The following is a 23,580-nucleotide window of genomic DNA, read 5'->3' on the forward strand; positions in this document are numbered from 1 at the left end:
AATATAGATAACAGTTACATTAACTGATTATATGATGAAAGGCATGTGAGATAATGATTAGACTGATATTAATAGCGATATTTTTACTGATATATATTATAATCAGCATACCAATGTTTGCGATTGAATATCTGATAGGTAAGATTAACAAAAGAGCGAAAGACATAAGTTCGCTAAGATTCGTGCAGGGAGCATTTAAGTGTATTCTGTTTCTTGCAGGAGTGCGTACAACAGTAATAGGCAAAGAGAACATACCAAAAGATGAGCCGGTATTATATGTTGGCAATCACAGAAGTTATTTTGATATAGTTATTGCTTATTCAATGTTGCCTGATATAACAGGCTTTGTGGCAAAAAAAGAGATTGGAAAAGTACCTCTTTTAAGAGTATGGATGAGATATCTGTATTGTCTTTTCCTTGACAGAGAGAATATAAAAGAAGGACTTAAGACAATACTTCAGGGAATTGATTATATTAAGAATGATGGAATCTCGATATTCATATTCCCGGAAGGAACGAGAAATAAGGAAGAAGGAATACTTCCATTCAAGGAAGGCAGCTTAAAGTTCGCAGAGAAATCAGGATGTAAGATAATTCCTGTAGCTCAGAACAATACAAGAGATGTATTTGAAGCTCACTTTCCTTTTATAAAGTCAACTAAGACTGTTATAGAATTCGGAGAGCCAATAGATATAAAAGAATTGACAAAAGAAGAGAAGAAATTCCTTGGTGCATATACAAGAGATAAGATACTTGCGATGTATGAGAAGAATAAGGAAGTTAAGTAAAATATTGTAAGAAGGCATTTATTGACTATGATTATGTTAATAAATGCCTTTCTATTTTTGAAAATTATTGTATGGACACTTTTACTTTGTAAATCATATATAGTGACACCATATTCTCCATGATATTTATTAACTGGTGAAGAACTCCCGGTGAGTCGTTTAAAGTATTTAAATATTGCCACAATGTTCTAGTCTTACAATACAGGTGTAAGAAGTCTTGAGATCTGTTCTTTAAATTTGATTAGAAGTGAACGTTTGGCATATGCACTTTGTGTTATCTCTGTACAATGTTCACTTAAGTCTGTTAAGAATATCTCTTCAAGATGTGAAGTTACTTTTGCATCGTATATTACAGCGTTGACTTCAAAGTTTAATTTGAAACTTCTACAGTCCATGTTGGCACTTCCATAACTGCTTACAAGACCATCAATCATTATGCCTTTTGCATGAAGAAATCCATTGTCGTAAGTATAACATCTTACACCTGACTCAAGCATCTCTCCTATGAATGAATATGTTGCCCAATAGACGAAAGGATGGTCTGGTTTACATGGAATCATAATTCGTACATCAACGCCTGATTCCGCTACTATTTTTATCGTATCAAGAAAAGTATCGTCAGGTACGAAGTAAGGTGTCTGGATATAGATACTTTTGTTGGCTTTACTAAGAAGTCGTAAATAGTTATCTCTTATAAGTGCTTTTGAAGAGTCTGGTCCGCTGCTTATAATCTGCATTGGAACATGACCATTAGAAGCATCAACTTCAAAGTATTTTTCATCAATGAGAAGATTCTCTCTTGTCGCATAATTCCAATCAAGTGCAAATCGTGACTGAAGTTCTCTTGAAGCATTACCTCTTATTCTAAGGTGGGTATCTCTCCAATATCCGAATTTGGGATCAAGTCCGATATATTCACTGCCTACATTGAAACCGCCTACATAAGAATATTTACCATCAATAATTACAATCTTACGGTGATTACGATAATTAATTCGAAGCTGGAATTTACCAAGGAATGCAGGGAAGAATACTCCTACTTTGATTCCATAGGATTTTATCTTCTTTATATATCTCTTGTTCATGAATCTTCCACCCATGGCATCGACAAGTACTCGCACTTCGACACCTTCAGCAGCTTTTTTTCTAAGAGCTTCAAGGATTCTGTCAAAAGGTTCTCCGGGTTTTATTATATAATATTGAATGTGAATATATTTTTTTGCATTATTAATATCAGTAAGTAACTGTTCGAATTTTTTATTGCCATCAGTATAGATGTCAACTTCATTGTTATCAGAGTAGAAACCGCCATATTTTACATTATGAAGAACAAGATCTCTAAAGTCATTAAGGTGTTCATCCTGAAAACTGAAGTTATGATGTTCGATGGTATCAGTCTGTGTCTTAATTGCAAGGTTTACTTCGTCTTCTATTCCTTTTACTCTGAACATATGACTTTTATGCATATCCTGACCGATTAACAGATAGAGGAAGAAACCTACTATTGGAATACAGTTAAGGACTAAAAGCCATGCCCAGACAGTGTTTGGATCACGGCGTTGAAAGAATACAATTATTATAGAAAGAATAATATTAATCCAGAGAATATTATTCATAACCCATGTGTTGGCAGCTACAATGCCATGCCATATATTACTAACCATATGCTACCTCCCGTTAATGTATTAAGAATGTATATATTACACGAATATCTACATATTGATAATCGGTAATTTAACATAATCTTGGTACAATGTCAAATGAACAATTTTGATAATATATTATATGGTAGTATATTGTATAATACATTGTTTTATTTTTTAGTTGGTTTACAATTATAAGATAATGATATATAATGTGCGTATGCAAAGAATATAGGATGGTATAGCCAAAGATATATAAAATTGTATCTTTGGCTATAACTGTTGAGAGAATTCAAAAAGGAATGAGGATATATTATATGTATAATAAGAAGTTAGGCAGAGATGAGAGACCTGTATTCCCAAAACGTGCGGTTGTTACAGGCGGTATGCCATACGGTAATAAGAATCTGCATTTTGGACATGTTGGAGGTATGTTTATTCATGCTGATATTTTTGCAAGATTCTTAAGAGACAGAATTGGCAAGGATAATGTAATATTTGTATCAGGAACTGACTGTTATGGTTCACCGATTCTTGAGAGTTATAGAAAGCTTAAAGAATCAGGCTATGAAGGTACAATGGAAGATTATGTAACTACTAATCATCTTAATCAGAAGAAGACACTTGAAGGTTACAAGATATCACCTAATCTCTTTGGAGCATCTGCACTTGGTAAGTCAGGCAAGATGCATAATGAGACATCTGAATGGGTATTTAATACACTTTATGATAATGGATATATAACAGAGATGTCAGATTACCAATTTTTTGATGAAGAGAAGCAGACTTTCTTAAATGGACGTCAGGTAATTGGTAAGTGTCCTATTGATGGATGTTGTTCAGATAAGGCATACGCAGATGAATGTGCACTTGGACATCAATATATGCCATCGGAATTAATTGATCCTATAAGTGCGCTTTCAGGTAAGAAGCCGGTTCTTAAAAAAGTAACTAATTGGTATTTCTGCCTTGATGAATGTATGGATATGATGAAGGAACGTAATGACTTCCTTATGAAGAATTCTAATACAAGAAAATATGAACTTCAGACAATTGATGAATTCCTTAAGAAACCGGTTCTTTATGTTCAGAGAAAATATATAGAAGATATGGCAGCAGTTGAAGAAGCACTTCCTGCACATGAGACAATTGATGAAGAGAAGAAAGCGTCTGTAACATTCGTATTTGAAAAGCTTGCGTTAAGAGATGAAGCAAAAGCAGCTCTTGATAAGATGAATATAAGATATAGATCAGGTAAGACTTTAGTTCCATTCAGACTTTCAGGTAATATTGAATGGGGTGTTCCTGTTCCTGACAAGGCAGATCTTAAGGATCTTACATTCTGGGTATGGCCAGAATCACTTTGGGCACCAATATCTTTTACAAAAACATATCTTGAAGAGATTGGACATGATAAGGAAGAATGGAGAGATTACTGGCAGTCAGATGACGCCTGTGTATATCAGTTTATAGGTGAAGATAACATCTACTTCTATGCAATAGCAGAGATGGCGATGTTCGCTGGTTTCTTAGCTAAGAAAGGCGAGAAGATTGATATGACAACAATTAATCTTCCACATATTGTAGCTAACCGTCACGTCCTTTTTATGGATAAAAAAGCAAGCTCAAGTTCAGATATTAAGCCACCTATGGCTGATGAACTACTTGAATATTATACAGCAGACCAGTTAAGAATGCATTTTATGAGTCTTGGACTTTCACAGAAGAGTGCAAGCTTCAAACCACAGATATTCTTATCTGATGAAGAAAAAGAGAAGCAGGGAGTTGATCCTGTACTTAAAGATGGTAATCTTTTAACCAATGTATTTAACAGACTTATACGTTCATGCTTCTATACTATGCAGGAGATGGGCGGAATGCCTGAACTTACAGTAAGTGATAAGATTAAGGAACTTACTGAGACTAAGGTATTTGAATACGAGCGTCACATGTATAATCAGGATCTTCACAGAATATCTTATGTTCTTGATGAATACATTCGTGAGATTAATAAGTATTGGGCTAATAATATAAGAGTTGCAGAAAAAGAGAATAATACTGAACTTAAAGCACAGGTATTATATGACTGCTTTTATGCATGTAAAGTTATGTCAATTCTTGTACATCCAATTGCACCTGATGGATGTGAGATGTTTAGAGAGTATCTTAATGTTGGTGAAGAACTATGGAACTGGGATTACATATTTGAACCTATTTCATTCTATACAGATAAGGTTGCTAATCATGAATTCAAGTTCTTAGAGCCTAAGATTGACTTCTTTAAGAAGCTTGAACATCAATATGCCAAATAGACGATTTAAAAATATACGTTTAAAAAATGACATTGACAATATTTTTTATGTGAGCTACAATCTATTGTAGTTAATAGAATAATCTAATAAAGACTATGACGGAGACAGTAATCTGTTTGGAAAGTTACAGAGAGCCGCTGTAAGCTGGAAGGCGGTACAAGTAAGGACAGACGAATATCACTCTTAAGTCGCAGCTTCGAACACACATGTAAGTAGTAGCTGACGAATTCCCCTCGTTATGTGGGACGCATATGATAGTATGTTGTAAGAATATTAATAGTAATGTTATAATTACATAATGTTATGAATATTGAAATATTTGGGCTTCTATTGTTTGCGTAAGACAGTAGAAGCCTTTTTTAGTTAATTATTATAAGGAGGAAATTTTTGTGTATAAGAAAGTTAACAGTGACCTTAATTTCGTAGACAGAGAGAAAAAGGTAGAACAATTCTGGAAAGACAATAATATTTTTGAAAAGAGTATTGAAAATCGTAAGGAAGGACCAACATATGTATTCTATGATGGACCACCTACAGCTAATGGAAAGCCTCATATCGGACATGTATTAACACGAGTAATCAAAGATATGATTCCAAGATATAGAACAATGAAAGGTTATATGGTTCCTCGTAAAGCAGGATGGGATACACATGGACTTCCTGTTGAGATTGAAGTAGAGAAGAAACTTGGTCTTGATGGTAAAGATCAGATTGAAGAATATGGACTTGAACCATTCATCAAGAATTGTAAAGAAAGTGTATGGAAGTACAAAGGAATGTGGGAAGATTTCTCTGGAACAGTTGGTTTCTGGGCAGATATGGAACATCCTTATATAACATACGATAATAACTTCATTGAGTCAGAATGGTGGGCACTTAAAGAGATATGGAACAAAGGTCTTTTATACAAAGGATTCAAGATAGTTCCTTATTGTCCTCGTTGTGGTACACCACTTTCAGCACAGGAAGTTGCACAGGGATATAAGACAGTTAAAGAGCGTTCAGCAGTAGTTCGTTTTAAAGTTGTAGGTGAAGACGCATACTTCCTTGCATGGACAACAACACCTTGGACACTTCCAAGTAACGTTGCACTTTGTGTTAACCCTGATGATACTTATGTAAAAGTAAAAGCAAAAGATGGATATACTTATTATATGGCAGAAGAACTTCTTGACAAAGTTTTAGGAAAACTTGCAGAAGAAGGCGAAAAAGCATATGAAGTATTAGAGACATATAAGGGTAAAGATCTTGAATATAAAGAATATGAGCCATTATTTGAATGTGCAGGCGAAGCTGCGAAAAAACAGAATAAAAAAGCTCATTTCGTAACATGTGACGGATACGTTACAATGTCAGATGGTACTGGTATCGTTCATATCGCTCCTGCTTTTGGTGAAGATGATTCACGAGTTGGTAAGAATTATGATCTTCCATTCGTACAGTTTGTTGATGGTAAAGGTGAACTTACTAAAGAGACACCTTATGCAGGCGTATTTGTTAAAAAAGCAGATCCACTTGTACTTAAAGATCTTGATGCAGAAGGTAAGTTATTCGATGCACCTAAATTTGAACATGAATATCCACATTGTTGGAGATGTGATACACCTCTTATCTACTATGCAAGAGAATCATGGTACATCCGTGAGACAGCAGTTAAGGAAGATTTAATCCGTAACAATAATACAGTTAACTGGATTCCTGAATCAATTGGTAAAGGCCGTTTTGGTAACTGGCTTGAGAATATTCAGGACTGGGCAATCTCAAGAAACCGTTACTGGGGTACTCCACTTAACATCTGGGAATGTGAAGGCTGTGGACATCAGGAATGTATCGGAAGTCGTGCAGAACTTGAAGAGAAGAGTAATAACAAGGAAGCTTTAACAGTAGAACTTCATAGACCATATATTGATGAGATTACATGCAAGTGTCCAGAATGTGGTAAGACAATGAGAAGAGTTCCTGAAGTTCTTGACTGCTGGTTCGATTCAGGTGCAATGCCATTTGCACAGCATCATTATCCTTTTGAGAACAAAGAAGTATTTGAAAAACAGTTCCCGGCACAGTTTATCTCAGAAGCAGTTGACCAGACTCGTGGATGGTTCCATTCATTACTTGCAGAATCAACACTTCTGTTTAACAAAGCTCCTTATGAGAATGTAATCGTACTTGGACATGTTCAGGATGAGAATGGACAGAAGATGTCTAAGTCAAAAGGTAATGCAGTAGATCCTTTTGATGCATTAAAAGAACATGGTGCAGATGCAATTAGATGGTATTTCTATGAGAATAGTGCTCCATGGCTTCCTAACAGATTCCATGACAAAGCTGTAAAAGAAGGACAGCGTAAATTTATGGGAACAATTTGGAATACTTATGCATTTTATGTTCTATATGCTAATATAGATGAATTTGATCCTACTAAATACGAACTTGATTATGATAAACTTCCAGTAATGGATAAATGGATTCTTTCTAAATTGAATACTCTTGTAAAAACTGTAGATAATAATCTTGCTAACTATAAGATTACAGAGACAGCAAGAGTACTTGAAGATTTTGTTGATGAACTCAGTAACTGGTATGTAAGAAGAAGCCGTGAACGTTTCTGGGCAAAAGGAATGGAACAGGATAAGATTAATGCTTATATGACACTTTATACAACACTTGTTACATTATGTAAGACAGCAGCTCCTATGATTCCATTTATGACAGAAGACATCTATCAGAATCTTGTAAGAAGTGTAGACAAAGATGCACCAGAGAGTATTCATCTGTGTGATTTCCCTGTAGCTAATGAAGCATGGATTGATACAGAACTTGAAGATTGCATGGAAAAAGTACTAAAAGTAGTAGTTATGGGTCGTGCATGTCGTAATGGTGCTAATATCAAGAACAGACAGCCAATCGGAACTATGTATATCAAAGCTCCTTGGGAACTTGATGAATTCTACAAAGAGATTATTGAAGATGAATTAAATGTAAAAGAAGTTGTATTCACAGATGATGTAAGAAACTTCACATCATACAGCTTCAAACCACAGCTTAAGACAGTTGGACCTAAGTTTGGTAAACAGCTTAATCAGATTCGTACAGCACTTACAGAACTTAATGGTAATGAAGCAATGGATGAGATTAATGCAACAGGTGAACTTAAGTTAAGACTTGGTGAAGAAGAGATTGTTCTTCTTAAAGAAGATCTTTTAATAGATATGGCTCAGATGGAAGGCTATGTATCAGAAGGTGATAACGAAGTTACAGTTGTTCTTGATACTAATCTTACAGAAGAACTTATCGAAGAAGGATTCGTAAGAGAACTTATAAGTAAAATACAGACAATGCGAAAAGAAGCAGATTTTGAAGTAATGGATAAGATTACTGTATACAATGACAAGAATGATAAGATTGCACAGCTTTTTGAGAAAAATGCTGAAGTGATTAAGTCAGAAGTACTTGCAACCGATATACTCCATGAAGCTCCTAAGGGCTATGTAAAAGAATGGAATATTAATGGTGAAAACGTAGCCATAGGTGTAGAAAAGAATTAAGTAATTTTCGCAAATTCAATTAAGGGTATAATCAGATGGTTATACCCTTTATGTTTATGAAACAGAGGTATTTACAATCGCACTTATATTTTGCAAATGTCTACTGTGGATGATTGGTAGAATTTAAGGGAGGTAAAGTTTTATGGCAGAAAAGAATGTTTTTGATAAGGAAGAATTCAAAAAGGACGTCTGTAATAATGTGAAGACACTTTTTAGACGTACAATTGATGAAGCCGATAAACAGCAGATATTCCAGGCTGTTGCATATTCGGTTAAGGATTATGTAATTGATGAATGGATCGAGACACAGAAAGCATTTGAAGAGCAAAAATGCAAAAAAGTACTTTATATGTCAATGGAATTTTTGATGGGAAGAGCATTAGGCAATACAATGATTAACCTTACCTATTATGACAAGATGAAAGAAGCTCTTGATGAACTCGGACTTGATATTAATGTTATCGAGGATGAAGAACCAGATCCAGCCCTTGGTAATGGTGGTCTTGGAAGACTTGCAGCATGTTTTCTTGATTCATTATCAACACTTGGATATGGAGCTTACGGTTGTGGAATAAGGTACAAATATGGTATGTTTGCACAGAAGATAGAAGATGGATATCAGGTAGAAGTACCAGATAACTGGCTTGTTCATGGTAACCCATTCGAGATGAAACGTCCGGAGTATGCAACAGAAGTAAAATTCGGCGGATATGTAAGATGTTATAGAGATGACACAGGAAGAGACAGATATGTTCAGGAGAATTATCAGTCAGTAATAGCAATCCCTTATGATATTCCGGTAGTAGGTTATGGCAATCATGTAGTTAATACACTTAGAATATGGGATGCAGAACCAATGCAGAAGTTCAATCTGGCTTCTTTTGACAGAGGTGATTACAAAAAAGCAGTAGAAGAAGAGAACCTTGCTAAGAATATAGTAGAAGTATTATATCCTAATGATAATCACTATGCCGGTAAAGAATTAAGATTAAAACAGCAATATTTCTTCATATCAGCCAGTGTACAGCTTGCAGTCAAGAAGTTTTTTGCAAATAATAATAATCTTAAGGAATTTCCGGATGCTTATACATTCCAGTTAAATGATACTCATCCAACAGTTGCAGTTGCAGAACTTATGAGAGTACTTCTTGATGATTATGGACTTGAATGGGATGATGCATGGGATATAACACACAGAACATGTGCATATACTAATCATACAATAATGGCAGAAGCACTTGAAAAATGGCCAATTGACTTATTCTCAAGACTATTGCCAAGAATCTACCAGATTGTTGAAGAGATTAACAGAAGATTCGTATGTGAGGTAGCTGAGAGATATCCTGGCAATGAAGAGAAGATTAGAAAGATGGCAATTCTATATGACGGTCAGGTAAGAATGGCTAATATGGCAATTGTTGCCGGATATTCAGTCAATGGTGTTGCAAGACTTCATACAGAGATTCTTAAAAAACAGGAACTTAAAGATTTCTATGAGATGATGCCGGAAAAATTCAATAATAAGACTAATGGTATTACACAAAGAAGATTTCTTCTTCATGCCAATCCACTCCTTGCTGATTGGATTACAACACTTATTGGCGATGGATGGATTACAGACTTATCAGAGATTGGTAAGTTAAAAGCATATGTTGACGATCCGGAGTGCCGTAAAGTATTTATGAATATCAAACATCAGAACAAAGTAAGACTTGCAAGATATATTAAAAAATATAACAATATTGATGTAGATCCTAACTCAATATTTGATGTACAGGTAAAACGTCTGCATGAATATAAAAGACAGCTTCTTAATATTTTGCATGTTATGTATCTGTATAATAAGATTAAGGAAAATCCAAACATTGATATGGTTCCAAGAACATTCATATTTGGTGCAAAAGCAGCAGCAGGATATAAGAGAGCCAAACTTACAATTAAACTTATTAACAGTGTTGCAGACGTTATAAATAATGATCAGTCCATAGGCGGCAAGATAAAAGTTGTATTTATTGAGAATTACAGAGTATCTAATGCCGAGATAATATTTGCAGGAAGTGATGTAAGTGAACAGATCTCAACAGCCAGTAAGGAAGCTTCAGGAACAGGTAATATGAAGTTTATGCTTAACGGTGCGATTACACTTGGAACAATGGATGGTGCAAATGTTGAGATTGTAGAAGAAGTTGGAGCTGAGAATGCAGTTATATTCGGACTTAGTGCTGATGAAGTTATTAAGTATGAGAATGAAGGCGGTTATAATCCGATGGATATCTTTAACAATGATCAGGATATAAGAAAAGTTTTAATGCAGTTAATTAATGGAACTTATTCACCTGATGAACCAGAATTATTTAGAGATATCTATAATTCACTGCTTAATACTCAGAGTTCGGACAGAGCAGACACATATTTCATTCTTAAAGACTTCAGATCATATATTGATGCACAGAATAAGATTAATGATCTATATAAAGATAAAGACAGATGGAGTAAGATGGCAATGCTTAATACAGCATGTGCAGGTAAGTTCTCATCAGATAGAACAATACAGGAATATGTTGATGAAGTATGGCATCTTGATAAGATTAATATTAACAGATAATATACAAGATAAGCTTAGATTATTTACTAGTCTAAGCTTATTTTTTTTGCTTTTTATTAAGAGTACGGATAAAATCAAGGCTTTTGTCAAGTGGGAGTCAAAACAGATAATAGAAATATACTATACATGTACTAAAAATATATATTCATATATATTAAACTAAAAATATGATAAAAGCATATAGACAACAGGAATAGTATTAGAATATAAGCATATAATTATATGATGTAGAATAAATATGAATGTATATTTTACATTATGAATAATAATAAAAGAGTTTGGAGAATATATTCTCTTAAGTATGAGGTGAGCAATATAATAAGAAAAAATATATATAAGAAAATATTTTTTGGTACGTTATTAGCAGTATGTACATTGTTTTTGCCATATTTTTTTGTAACATTATATAATGATAGAGAAGAAAGCGATATTAATAAAGTCAAAGTTACAGACAGTAACATAATGATTGAAGTTGCAGATCTAAGTGATGATGGAAAAAAGAGCTGTATCGCAATAGATGAATATGTAAAAGGAGCGCTTAGCTGTGAACTTAATAAGATAAGAACTGAATTTGAGATAAGTGATGAGACAGCTAAAGCTCTAGCGGTGATTATTCGTACACATGTATATAAAATAGAGGAAAATGTGGAAGAAAACATTATTACCGAAGAAAAATGTGGATATGAATATACATCAGATTATGATAAACAGGCTGATATGGCGGTTGATGCGACTGATAATATTATAATTGAATATAATGGTAAAGCAGTAGACTGTTTCTACTGTATGAGTTCTGGTGGAATGACAAGAGATGGAGCAACAGATTTGGAAGGAGAAGATTATGCATATCTAAAGAGCGTTACAGTAAAAGAAGATTATAATGCACCGGAATTTCTTACACTATGTTATTACAAAAATGATGAATTTAGAGAAATTATCAGCAAAGAATTTGAAATTACACTTAATGATAACTATACAGCAGCAGATTTTGATATAACAGATACATATAGTGCCGGATATATAAGAAATGTAATGATTAAGACAGCAGATACAGATGACAAAGCAATTATGAGTAATAAAGAGAGCGATAAGAGATATAAAACTGTAAGTGGAGAACAGTTTGCAAAAACATTTGATTTGCCATCACAATGTTTTTACATAGAAGACTTTAATGGTGGAATACGAATTGTATCAAAAGGCAGAGGACATGGATTTGGAATGAGCCTGTATGGAGCTGAGATGATGTCAAGAGATAATAAGACGTATGAAGAGATTATCAACTATTTCTATCAGTCAATAGTCTTTGTTACATTATAAAGATTATAGCAATTCAAAAACATATTAGTGACAAAAATTATATTATAAGTAGTATAACATTAGTATAAGGTGGGAACTCTATAATTACGAGAGGTGATTATAGTGAAGAATTTAAAAAAGAAAAGTGGAACAAGAGAAAAAGTGTTATCGGGTGTTGTCTCACTTGTACTTGCCGGGGTGATTGGAATTGGAGGAGTGACAGTCTATAACAGACAAAAAACAGGTGATAATAAGAATTATATTAATCTTAACGAAACTGATGAATATGCGAATAATACAGAGGATAAGAGTAATAATAGCAATATAAAAAAAGATACAGCAGATTCACTTATAGATGAAGATGGCGATACAACAAATCTTAAATCGCCAGACAGAACCGGTGATGCTGATGATGAGAAAAAAGAATTAGCAAAAGCAGGCGATAGTATAGCAGAAACTACAGATGGTACAGAATCAGATGACATATCAGATGATGAGCAGATAAAACAGGATATGGAGATTGCAGCAGTTGATAACAACAGTGCAGTTCCAATAAATCAGACGATAAGTTATACATTCCCGGAAGAAAAGACACTGTCATGGCCAGTTATAGGTAATATAGTTCTTGATTATAGTATGGATAAAACAGTATATTTTCCTACACTCAAAGTATATAAATGCAATCCGGCAGTTATTATATCAGCGGAACATGGAAGCAGTGTATGTGCAGCAGCTTCTGGAGTTGTTGAGAACATTGAGACACTAGATGAGACAGGAATAACAATGACAGTTAATATAGGAGATGGATATACAGTCAAATATGGACAGCTTAGTGAAGTTACAGCAGGTACCGGCGATGTTATAAGTAAAGGGCAGTCAATAGGAACAATAGCTACTCCAACCAAATATTATAAAATAGAAGGAGATAATCTCTACTTCCAATTACTTAAAGATAATGAACCAGAAGATCCTGTAGTATATTTTGAATAGAATATGTAAGTTAAGGATATAAGTAATTACATTAATGTTTTATATAATATAAAATATGTAAAAGTAATGCTATGTGCATAATATGAGATATATAAGATGCATAGGACAACAGGAACAACTATTAAAAAAATGAGTATAATAAGGTATGGCATCTATATTATGATGTAGGGGGCAAAAGCCACGACTTTGATGCCTACGAATTGCTCCGTGCTATGCACTCCCACAATTCTCCCCCATATTCGCATATCATGGGATTGTCATCCCACTTTTATGCTCATATCGGGGCGGGTCCCAAGGTCTTTAACTCACATATGAGCAAGCTCATGTTAGCTTAGACCTTTTGACCCTGGCATCATATATTATATATGGCATTATGAAAAATAAGCAAATCCGGAATTTTACGACGCATAGCGTTCAATAACTAATCCCCCGGAAGCTTTTTTAATAAATCTCCAAATAGAATCATAAAAAGGGAAACGATAGAAATACCGTTTCCCTTTTTAAATGTGTCAAATTATATCAAAGAAACCTGATACCTATGCACCAGGTTTCCAATAGAGGATTCCCCTCGCTCTTGACAAAGAGCCAAAATAACTGACACTACTTAATATTGATAATCACAATGCGAATGATTGTAATTAAAAGCATGTTGCTAAGTTTTAATGAACAAGTGGCATTAGAGCAACATATTTAAACATAAAAACAAAGTGACATACACTTCCGGCCATTACGAACAGGTGAAATATCTCATGTGTACCAAAATTCTTGTGAAGAGCATCAAAAACAGGTAATTTAAGAGCATATATGATACCGCCAAGAGTATATATGATACCACCGGTAAGCAGCCATAAGAAAGCAGGACCTCTTAAAGCTTCAATTATCTGTGAAAAAGCAAGTACGCATATCCAGCCCATTGCGATATATAGTACAGATGATACCCACTTTGGACAGTTAACCCAGAACAACTTGAAGATAATTCCCATAATAGCTACACCCCATACGAGAGAAAGTAACATAAGTCCTGTTTTACCACCAAGTACGATAAGACATACAGGAGTATAAGATCCGGCAATCATTATGAAGATCATACAGTGATCAAGCTTCTTTAAGATCTGATTGGTCTTTTCGGAAAAATTAAAAGTATGATAAATTGTACTTGCTCCATATAGAAGAATCATACTTCCGATGAATATGGAAAGAGATACAAGATGAACAGTATCAGGTGCAGTTGCAGCTTTAATTAACAGTGGAGTTGCAGCGAATATTGCCATCAACATTCCGATAAAATGAGTAATTGCACTACCAGGTTCTTTAACTTTAAAATTCATAATATAGACCTCCTCAAATATTAATATTACAATATAAAAACTAGATATGAATACATTAAACTCATATCATAACATGCAAATAATTCAGTATGTAGTATTAAATACTACGTATTGATATAGCTATATTACACCAGTGATCAATAAAAATCAATACATTTAATAAAAAATTAAGACGTTTAATACATAGATTTGTTGACATAAGTTCTCAAATCTGTTATTCTAGCTACTGTGACTTTATATGGATTACTGATTTAGAACAAGGCTCTAAACTTTTAAAGTTTATGGAGCTATTTTTTTTGTAGGAAAACTTTGCATATGGTCAAAGGTGGGTTAGAGATTTACTAGTTATTATTAGTATAGTTTTTATAATAAAAAAAGAATAGAAAGGACATTTTAGATGGATACAATTAGATTTGATGAGTTAAATTTATCACCTCAGATATTAAGAGCAGTAACAGAGATGGGATTTGAGGAGGCCTCACCAATTCAGTCAAAAGCAATTCCTGTTGAACTTACAGGAAGAGATGTTATTGGACAGGCACAGACAGGTACAGGTAAGACAGCCGCATTTGGTATTCCACTTCTTGAGAAAATAGATCCTAAAGAAAAAAAATTACAGGCATTAGTTTTATGTCCAACAAGAGAGCTTGCCATTCAGGTAGCAGACGAATTCAGAAAATTATCAAAATTTATGCATGGAATTAAGATTCTTCCAATCTATGGTGGTCAGGATATCGTAAAACAGATTCGTTCACTTAAAGCTGGTACACAGATTGTTATCGGTACACCAGGTCGAGTAATGGATCATATGAGAAGAAAGACTGTTAAATTTGATACAGTAAAGACAATTATTCTAGACGAAGCAGATGAGATGCTTAATATGGGATTTAGAGAAGACATAGAGACAATTCTTGAACAGATACCACAGGAAAGACAGACAATATTATTCTCAGCAACGATGCCAAAAGCAATACTTGAGATAGCAAGAAAATATCAGCATGATGCAGAGACAATAAAAGTAGTAAAAAAAGAACTTACAGTTCCAAAGATAGATCAGTTTTACTTTGAAGTAAAACAAAAGAATAAGGAAGAAGTTCTTTCAAGATTGCTTGATATATATGCACCAAAACTTTCACTTGTATTTTGTAATACAAAGAGAATGGTTGATGAACTTGTATCAGCACTTCAGGGACGTGGATATTTTGCAGAAGGTCTTCATGGAGATCTTAAGCAGTCACAAAGAGACAGAGTAATGAACAGCTTTAGAAATGGCAAAACAGAGATTCTTGTAGCAACAGACGTTGCAGCCAGAGGAATTGACGTTGATGATGTTGAAGCAGTTTTCAACTATGATTTGCCTCAGGATGAAGAATATTATGTACACAGAATAGGAAGAACAGGTCGTGCAGGCCGTACAGGTATGGCATTCTCATTCGTATATGGAAAAGAGATGTATAAGTTAAAAGATATTCAGCGTTATTGTAAGACAAAGATTAAACTTATGCCGGTTCCATCAATGGATGATGTAGCCAATACAAAGATAGAGAATATTTTTGAAAAAGTAAGTAATATAATTAAAGAAGAAGATTTATCAAAGATGGTAGAATACATTCAGAACAAACTTGATGTTGAAGATTATACATCACTTGATCTTGCTGCTGCATTCTTAAAGATGGAATTAGGAGTCGATAATAGTGATTCTGATGTTGAAGCGAATGAAGACTTTGGAGATACAGGTGCAGAACCTGGAATGGTAAGATTATTCATTAACATTGGTAAGAAGCAGAATATACGCCCGGGAGACATTCTTGGAGCGATAGCCGGAGAATCAGGTATGCCAGGTAAGTTAGTTGGAAGCATAGATATGTATGATAAGTATACATTTGTTGAAGTTCCTGGAGAATATGCAAGAGACGTACTTAAAGCGATGAAGAATGTTAAGATAAAAGGTAAATCAGTTAATATAGAACCTGCTAATCATAAATAATTCTAAAAGTCAAATGTCTTTGTATGGATGCACGATATTAAAAAATATCGTGCATTTTTTGCTATGGAAAGAAAAATCAGTTCTGATATAATTAAGGAAGTTCGAAGGGGAACGGTCTTAGATATATGGGGATATGTCTAAGGCATAATAGCTGATAGGGTAACAGCTATTGTAAATAATTAATAAGGGGTAGGCTGCAGCTTAGGTTGCAGCCTCGACATGAAGATGTTAACAAAGCCGATATAAAATATAAACAATCGGTATAAATAATTAAAAGGGTACAATAAATATATAAATATAAGGAGAGATAAATATGATATCTATCAAGAATTTTTTTGACAATCCAAATGTAGAGCAAGTTGCAGGAATGGGAAATGTAAGAGTATATGAATACAAGAAAGATATGAGTGTTCATTCACCAGGCGAAGCGATGGCAGCATACTTTGCAGAGAAGATGAATCACAGAGTACGTCAGGTTCTTATTGAATTAAAAGGTGATTCATACATTCTTAGTGCAGGAGCAATGCAGTGGATGGCTGGTAATGTAACAGCAACTTCAGATGTAAAAGGTGTTGGAGATCTTTTCTCAAAAGCTATAAAAGGAAGAGTAACTAATGAATCAGCTGTAAAACCAAAATATTCAGGTAATGGTCTTTTAATGTTAGAGCCAACAACTAAGTATATACTTCTTGAGAATGCAGCTAACTGGAATGGTCTTGTTATAGAAGACGGAATGTTCCTCGCAAGTGCAGCAACAGTTAATCATAATATTGTATCAAGAGCTAATTTCTCATCAGCAGTAGCCGGTGGTGAAGGATTATTTAACTTATGTATGAATGGTCAGGGTGTTGTAGTTCTTGAAAGTCCTGTACCAAGAGAAGAACTTATAGAGATTAATCTTGAAAATGATGAGATTAAGATTGACGGAAGCATGGCAGTATGCTGGTCACAGACACTTAGCTTCACAGTTGAACGTTCAACTAAGAGCCTTATCGGTTCAGCAGTTTCAGGTGAAGGACTTGTTAATGTATACAGAGGAACAGGAAGAATTCTTATGGCACCTGTAAGATTTTAGCAGATAAAAACATATTAAAAGATACTTAGTAAGTAAATAAGATATAGATAGTTCAGACATAATAGAATTAATAAATTGTAATATAAAACAAATAAGAAAAACAAACACTGACATACAACAATTTAAGCTAGCATCAAAATATATAATCATAAATCATACATTGGCATACACATATCAATAGCTATATACAAAGCCAGAGTTTATACTCGTAATAATAAAGAATATAAACTCTGACTTGTTGATGTATATAGATGAAATATCTAATCACAAATAATCCAAAATATAAAAAATATTGTATACACTAATTAGTCTATTGTATAAAAAATAAAACTATGATAGAATAAAAATCAGATTTATTATAAGAAGTATAAGTATAACATTTTTATCAAATCAGATTTAATAATTTAGTTAGTAAGAACATAATCAACACGAATGATAACTAGAAAAAGAAATCAATTCTTGTATCATACCAATTAAGAAAATTGAATACAAAAATGAGTATTCATGCAGGAGGAATAATCAATGAGATGTAGAAATTGCAATGCAGAAGTTGCACAAGGGTCATTATTCTGCACTAAATGTGGAAGTAGAATAAGTAATGAGCCAAGTAATCAGAATAAACAGGTACAATTTAACACGACTAATAATGGGGCTAATTTTAATAATATGCAGACAGATCCTTCATTTTATCAGGGGAATATGGGAGTTGAACCTCCTTTTAATAATAACAATCAGAATACTAATAAGAAAAAACCATTAAAGAAAGGCAAGATTATACTGGCAGTGATAGCATTATTAGCGATTATTGCAGCAGGTTTTGTAGGAACAAAAGCATATCTAAAAAAAAACAGGGTTATTAATCTTAATGATTATGTTGAGATTAAGCTTGAAGGTAGTGAACATTATGGAACAGTAACTTATTCTTATGATTTAGCTAAGTTTGAAAAAGATTATGGTAAAAAGCTTGATAATAAGAAAAAACTTAAAGAGTATTCATATGTAGATGCAACAGATATGATATTTGAGTTGTGTATATCAGGTTCATTTGATAAAAATGATAATCTGTCAAATGGAGATAAAGTAAAATATAGCTGGAAGTGTGATGATAAACTTGTAAAGCACATTTTTGGATATACACTCAAATATAGTGATATTGAGTACGAAGTTAAAGACTTGCCAGATACTAAGGATATAGATGTATTCGAGAATATAAAAGTAGAGTATGCCGGAACAGAACCTTTTGGAAAAGCAAGAGTTGTTAATGAGAATAGTTCATCATCAAGACTCTATAATATGCAATATTCTATTGACAAAGATACAGATTTATCTAATGGTGATACTGTTACTGTGACATTTAATAACGCAGGCAGAGATGATATTGTAGAGTTGATTGGTGGTACACCAAAGGAGACAACTAAGGAATTCAAAGTCGAAGGACTTTCATATTATGCTAAGACTTATGATGAGATACCAGAGAGTACCAAAGAGAAGATGCTTGATGCAAGTATTAATAAGATAAGAGAGAATGTAGCAAAATATGGTGAGCATACTTCATATGTATCAGCAACTTATGAAGGCAATTACTTCTTTCGTCTGAAAGAAAAGAGCAATTATTATGATAATAATCTTGTATATATGATATATGCTGTAACTGCTAATATTAATAATCCTGATGAGAACCTTAATAAGACAGAAGTATATTATACATCAGTTGAGTTTAAAGATGTATTGATTGATAGTGAAGGAAAAGCAACGGTTGATTGTGATGATATCAAGCTGCCTATAAAAAATGCAACTTTTAATTACTATGAAGAAAATTCAGAATATACAACATATACATTTGATGGATATAATGATATTGCAGAAGCATTTAATGCGATAATAGGATATAACTATGAACGCTATGAATATGATGACAATATAGAAGAGAAGACAGACGATGTTAAAACAGTAAATGATTATTATACAACAATTGACAGTAATAAGGATGACATATATGCAAGTCTGTATTTTGCAGGTTATGGTGATGATGAGAAGGCAAGTAATATGGTAGCTTTTTGTGAAAAATACAATATGAAAGATGTAGATTTTGATAAAGTTGAGGATGCATATAATGAAGAATGGTATGTAGTTATTCCAAAATATCAGGATACAATTATTGAAGTATACCATGTTGAACTTGATGATAATGGCAACCTTAGAGAGACAGAACTTTTAACTGCATCACAAAAACCAGTGAGTATATGTTGTAATACAAGTGATATAGTACCATCAGTAAGAGTAAAAATAAGATATAAAGATAAAGTGATTCAATTTGAACCGGGAATAAGTCTTGAAGATGGAAGTGTTCTTAAGTTTGATGGAATTGAGACAATCGAATAGTAAATAGACATAATTTCCCCCGCTCTTGACAAAGAGCCCAAAAGAAGAAGGATAGCAGACTTAATGTTGCTATCCTTCTCTTTTTAATCTAAGTATACAATTGTTAATAGTAACCATAATTATTAATAACATATCTATCTATGTTATATTGCGTTATTATAGGCCTAGAGCCACAGCCGATTATAAGAGAATCACAGGGATTACTTCTTATGATTAGCCAAAGCCACTCTTAGTCAAAGAATCTTTTAGCCAAAATATCTTTTTAATAGACCTTCAAAAGCTTTACCATGTCTTGCTTCATCTCTTGCCATCTCATGAACTGTATCGTGGATTGCATCAAGATTAGCAGCTTTAGCACGTTTAGCCAGATCAGTTTTACCAGCAGTTGCACCATTCTCAGCTTCAACTCTTAATTCGAGATTTTTCTTAGTTGAATCAGTTACAACTTCTCCAAGTAATTCAGCAAATTTAGCAGCATGTTCAGCTTCTTCATAAGCAGCTTTTTCATAATACATACCAACTTCAGGATATCCTTCTCTGTAAGCTACTCTTGCCATTGCAAGGTACATACCAACTTCGCTGCATTCACCCTGGAAGTTAGCACGAAGATCTTCAATAATATCTTCACTTACACCTTTGGCAACACCTACAACATGTTCTGCAGCCCATGTTCTGTCACCTGACTGCTCAGTGAATTTTGACTTTGGAGCTTTACACTGTGGGCAAAAATCTGGTGCTTCTTCTCCTTCATATACATAACCACATACCTGACATACAAATTTACTCATACGTTATATCTCCTTTTCTTATATAAATTTTTATTTCCTTTAAAATAATAATAGTAATTGTTACTGATATTAAAATATCACAAATAAAATCATTTGTCAACAGTATTTGTAATAATTATCGGAACAAATCTGATTGACATAAAAGCAAATGTAATGTAATATAATGATAACAGTTACTATTATTGAGTGGAAATCTAATATACGATATTAGTATTCCTAAGATTGTATGTTTTTATTAGGAAATACTATTATAAAAAGGTATTTAGTAATTACTTATTAATAAGCTATATGTACTCTCGGAATCTTCTAAATGAAGAATTCTGAGATAAATTTTTGATATGCAATAACATTTTCGCAGTGTGTACGACGAGAAAATGGAAGCAGCATATCGCAAATATAGCTAGAATTATTTGCTTAAAGAAGATTCCGAGAGTATATCTATTTAATAGGAGGTAATATATGGCAAATTTAAAATATAGCAGACAGCGTGAAGCAATTAAAACTTTTCTTATGACAAGAAAAGATCACCCGACTGCAGATGTAGTCTACAATAATATTAGAAAAGAATATCCTAATATAAGTCTTGGTACGGTATACAGGAATCTCTCTCTTCTTGTAGATATTGGTGAAGCGATTAAAGTGCCAACAAGTGATGGCGCAGAACATTTTGATGGCAATGTTATGCCACATTATCATTTTGTATGCACAAGATGTAATAGCGTAATAGATCTTGAGATGGAAGATATAGATTATATTAATGAAGTAGCAGCTAAGAATTTTTTAGGCAAAATAGAAGGACACAGTACATTTTTCTATGGACTGTGCCCGGAATGTATGAATAAAGCTGATAATTAGACTATAATGCTTAACTTCATATTTGAACAGGTTGTCTAACAATCCATAATTCAAATATGTAATAAGTTTGGTATTAGGTTAGTGCTTTACATAGCAAATGCTTGATATTAAGTTAGTGTTTTATATAGCAAATGCTTGATATGGATATCTTACTATTATAATATCATATCACGAAGTTTACACAGATAGGAAGCAGCAGTCTTTCTATCTGTTTTTTTAAGTGGTTCAAAAGTCTTATTAATTAAGCCGAGCTTTTTGGCAGTATATATATATTGCTCACTCCATTTGCTGCAGTTATAAGATGTATCGCAGCTACTAGCAAAATCAAAAGTCTTTCGGCTCTTAAGTCCATTAATTATATATGATATAAGCATCTCGTTAGTAGTATCTGACAGAGGAAGAAATTTATCGCCATCAATAAGTGCTTTATCAACGATACCATTCATATATGCACATTCAACAGTGCCGGCATACCATTCATGTCCTACAACATCACTATACATATCATTATAGACATTGACAGGAACGAAATTGACACATTTAGTAACCATTGATAAGACTTCAACTCTTGTGATTATATCATTAGGACGAAAGACGTCATCGCAAGGTATAATTCCTGATTTGGCAAGTCTTATAATATCTTCTTTTTCTGGTATATTATCTATATCAGTAAAATGAGGCTTGAATGGCTCCATATCAGATGGAAGGGTTATATTTTCATATCCTTTTGGTGGATGTGCAGTTTCGTTACAAGGTGGTGGCGTTAATTCATATACAGAAGTATCAATATAATCTGAGAATGGAAGCCCATCTCCTTTTAGTTCTTTGGCGACAAAACCTGCCATTACATAAGCACCATAATCATTAGTATGTGTAAAATCATTATAGAAGAAATAACGTTTAGAGTCATCAAGTCCATGAGTTTTGATAAAATCAATACTGCGTTTGTGAAGATCTATAAGTGGCACTTTCATTTCTTTTGCTACACTAATGCAGGCATTGGCATGGTTTTCTAGAAGATCATTGTAACTATTATCAATGCCTTTCCAGGTATTTCTTCCGATAGGCGTCACGATAATTGGATTAGCACCATAGGAGAGAATCTCCTCTATATATTTTTTCAGATTAGAATAATAACCTGTATATGCAGCAAGTTTTGGCAGTTTTTGATCATTATGACCAAACTGGAATAGAACATAATCACCTGCTTTTATATTATCTTTAATAATCTGGTAGTGACCTTCAGAACGAAAAGATTCGGTTGTAAGTCCTGAATGTGAGTGGTTTGATATAGAATATCCGTCATGTAGATACATACCAAGCATCTGTGCCCATCCACAATAACTTTTTACAGGAATATAAGGATATGAAGCCGGTTGATCAGTAACAGTAGAGTCACCGGCGATATATATAGTATTACACTTAACTTCCCTGATTGTAACAGAAGTAAGTTTAGGAAGATTGCCTGTAAGTGTAATATCTATTGTGTCATCAGCATAAGCTTTAGTCTGATTCCTTGGGATTATACTGCATACATTCATAAGTGAACGAAAGGTATAATTTTCGTTTTCTTTTATAATATCTTTGCAGTCATATAATTTTCTTCTTCCTAAGAAAAGCATAGGCGAATTTATAGCTTTATCGTCATTATGAATAGTGACTTCGACAAGGTAGTTACCGGCATGAGGAACTTTAACTTTGAAAGAGAGGGGAATCATCCCCTCTCTTGCTTTCTCATTAGTTATAGTTACACCATGTGCATATTCTTTAATATAAGTAAGTTTTTCACCGGTATACCAATAATAAGGCTCAAATCCACTATTTATCTCCGGGTAAGTGAATTTTTCATCTTTTTTTCGTAATTCTTCGGTATAAAAACCATAACCGGTCTCATCATTATATAGTTCATCTGGTTTTACAAGATGATCATATCCGTTTAGAGCAGAGCTAAACGCAAAAGTTTTGCAATACATAGAAATATCCTCC

At 33.5% G+C, this 23,580-nt stretch carries 14 protein-coding genes; 10 read left to right on the forward strand and 4 right to left on the reverse strand.

The genetic code is table 11. From position 1 onward, the window contains the following. Nucleotides 1–53 precede the first annotated feature (53 nt). Nucleotides 54–788 (forward strand): 1-acyl-sn-glycerol-3-phosphate acyltransferase, encoded by a 735-nt coding sequence (locus KQI85_RS12090; protein ID WP_216576335.1) that lies wholly within the window; start codon nt 54–56, stop codon nt 786–788. 194 nt (nt 789–982) lie between these two features. Here the strand turns inward: KQI85_RS12090 and cls are convergent, their stop codons facing one another. Beyond that, entirely contained in the window at nt 983–2,452 is a 1,470-nt protein-coding gene (gene cls / locus KQI85_RS12095) for a cardiolipin synthase (RefSeq protein ID WP_216576336.1), read from the reverse strand. A gap of 296 nt (nt 2,453–2,748) precedes the next feature. On the opposite strand from cls, the gene KQI85_RS12100 reads away from it, so the two are divergent. The 5 genes from KQI85_RS12100 (at nt 2,749) to KQI85_RS17000 (ending at nt 13,179) form a co-directional block, all read left to right on the forward strand. Beyond that, complete coding sequence (locus KQI85_RS12100) at nt 2,749–4,743, forward strand: class I tRNA ligase family protein (RefSeq protein WP_216576337.1); 1,995 nt, start codon at nt 2,749–2,751, stop codon at nt 4,741–4,743. 389 nt (nt 4,744–5,132) lie between these two features. Beyond that, entirely contained in the window at nt 5,133–8,288 is a 3,156-nt protein-coding gene (ileS, locus tag KQI85_RS12105; protein ID WP_216576338.1) for an isoleucine--tRNA ligase, read from the forward strand. A gap of 142 nt (nt 8,289–8,430) precedes the next feature. Then, nucleotides 8,431–10,893, forward strand: coding sequence for a glycogen/starch/alpha-glucan phosphorylase (locus KQI85_RS12110; RefSeq protein ID WP_216576339.1), 2,463 nt, complete (start codon nt 8,431–8,433; stop codon nt 10,891–10,893). 258 nt (nt 10,894–11,151) lie between these two features. Then, the gene (locus KQI85_RS12115; protein WP_216576340.1) at nt 11,152–12,210 is read left to right on the forward strand and encodes a SpoIID/LytB domain-containing protein; all 1,059 of its coding nucleotides are present in this window, start codon (nt 11,152–11,154) and stop codon (nt 12,208–12,210) included. A 102-nt stretch (nt 12,211–12,312) separates the two neighbouring features. After that, nucleotides 12,313–13,179: a peptidoglycan DD-metalloendopeptidase family protein gene (locus tag KQI85_RS17000; protein WP_216576341.1), complete on the forward strand. Its 867-nt coding sequence runs from the start codon at nt 12,313–12,315 to the stop codon at nt 13,177–13,179. A 659-nt stretch (nt 13,180–13,838) separates the two neighbouring features. Here KQI85_RS17000 and KQI85_RS12125 read toward each other — a convergent pair. Continuing rightward, nucleotides 13,839–14,507: a hemolysin III family protein gene (locus KQI85_RS12125; RefSeq protein WP_216576342.1), complete on the reverse strand. Its 669-nt coding sequence runs from the start codon at nt 14,505–14,507 to the stop codon at nt 13,839–13,841. Nucleotides 14,508–14,904: 397 nt separating this feature from the next. Between KQI85_RS12125 and KQI85_RS12130 the strand changes: the two genes are divergently transcribed. The 3 genes from KQI85_RS12130 to KQI85_RS12140 all read left to right on the forward strand — a co-directional run bounded on the left by KQI85_RS12130 (nt 14,905) and on the right by KQI85_RS12140 (nt 19,951). Then, complete coding sequence (locus KQI85_RS12130) at nt 14,905–16,494, forward strand: DEAD/DEAH box helicase (protein WP_216576343.1); 1,590 nt, start codon at nt 14,905–14,907, stop codon at nt 16,492–16,494. Nucleotides 16,495–16,807: 313 nt separating this feature from the next. Then, entirely contained in the window at nt 16,808–17,569 is a 762-nt protein-coding gene (locus KQI85_RS12135; protein WP_216576344.1) for an AIM24 family protein, read from the forward strand. A gap of 522 nt (nt 17,570–18,091) precedes the next feature. After that, on the forward strand, nt 18,092–19,951 hold the full coding sequence (locus KQI85_RS12140; RefSeq protein WP_216576345.1) for a zinc ribbon domain-containing protein: 1,860 nt from the start codon (nt 18,092–18,094) through the stop codon (nt 19,949–19,951). A 245-nt stretch (nt 19,952–20,196) separates the two neighbouring features. Here the strand turns inward: KQI85_RS12140 and KQI85_RS12145 are convergent, their stop codons facing one another. Next, nucleotides 20,197–20,739: a rubredoxin-like domain-containing protein gene (locus tag KQI85_RS12145; RefSeq protein WP_216576346.1), complete on the reverse strand. Its 543-nt coding sequence runs from the start codon at nt 20,737–20,739 to the stop codon at nt 20,197–20,199. A gap of 459 nt (nt 20,740–21,198) precedes the next feature. On the opposite strand from KQI85_RS12145, the gene KQI85_RS12150 reads away from it, so the two are divergent. After that, nucleotides 21,199–21,594, forward strand: coding sequence for a transcriptional repressor (locus KQI85_RS12150; RefSeq protein WP_216576347.1), 396 nt, complete (start codon nt 21,199–21,201; stop codon nt 21,592–21,594). A gap of 155 nt (nt 21,595–21,749) precedes the next feature. On the opposite strand, the gene KQI85_RS12155 is transcribed toward KQI85_RS12150, so the two are convergent. After that, nucleotides 21,750–23,567 carry a GDSL-type esterase/lipase family protein gene (locus tag KQI85_RS12155; RefSeq protein ID WP_216576348.1) on the reverse strand — a complete coding sequence of 606 codons (1,818 nt, stop codon included), beginning with the start codon at nt 23,565–23,567 and terminating at the stop codon, nt 21,750–21,752. Nucleotides 23,568–23,580: the final 13 nt, after the last annotated feature.

Source organism: Falcatimonas sp. MSJ-15, from assembly GCF_018918265.1.
Lineage (GTDB): Bacteria > Bacillota > Clostridia > Lachnospirales > Lachnospiraceae > Falcatimonas.

What these genes read in the sequence shown, in the direction of transcription:
- KQI85_RS12090 (WP_216576335.1), top strand. Translation starts at nt 54, where the DNA reads ATGATTAGACTGATATTAATAGCGATATTTTTACTGATATATATTATA.
- cls (WP_216576336.1), bottom strand. Translation starts at nt 2,452, where the DNA reads ATGGTTAGTAATATATGGCATGGCATTGTAGCTGCCAACACATGGGTT.
- KQI85_RS12100 (WP_216576337.1), top strand. Translation starts at nt 2,749, where the DNA reads ATGTATAATAAGAAGTTAGGCAGAGATGAGAGACCTGTATTCCCAAAA.
- KQI85_RS12110 (WP_216576339.1), top strand. Translation starts at nt 8,431, where the DNA reads ATGGCAGAAAAGAATGTTTTTGATAAGGAAGAATTCAAAAAGGACGTC.
- KQI85_RS12115 (WP_216576340.1), top strand. Translation starts at nt 11,152, where the DNA reads ATGAATAATAATAAAAGAGTTTGGAGAATATATTCTCTTAAGTATGAG.
- KQI85_RS12125 (WP_216576342.1), bottom strand. Translation starts at nt 14,507, where the DNA reads ATGAATTTTAAAGTTAAAGAACCTGGTAGTGCAATTACTCATTTTATC.
- KQI85_RS12130 (WP_216576343.1), top strand. Translation starts at nt 14,905, where the DNA reads ATGGATACAATTAGATTTGATGAGTTAAATTTATCACCTCAGATATTA.
- KQI85_RS12135 (WP_216576344.1), top strand. Translation starts at nt 16,808, where the DNA reads ATGATATCTATCAAGAATTTTTTTGACAATCCAAATGTAGAGCAAGTT.
- KQI85_RS12140 (WP_216576345.1), top strand. Translation starts at nt 18,092, where the DNA reads ATGAGATGTAGAAATTGCAATGCAGAAGTTGCACAAGGGTCATTATTC.
- KQI85_RS12145 (WP_216576346.1), bottom strand. Translation starts at nt 20,739, where the DNA reads ATGAGTAAATTTGTATGTCAGGTATGTGGTTATGTATATGAAGGAGAA.
- KQI85_RS12150 (WP_216576347.1), top strand. Translation starts at nt 21,199, where the DNA reads ATGGCAAATTTAAAATATAGCAGACAGCGTGAAGCAATTAAAACTTTT.
- KQI85_RS12155 (WP_216576348.1), bottom strand. Translation starts at nt 23,567, where the DNA reads ATGTATTGCAAAACTTTTGCGTTTAGCTCTGCTCTAAACGGATATGAT.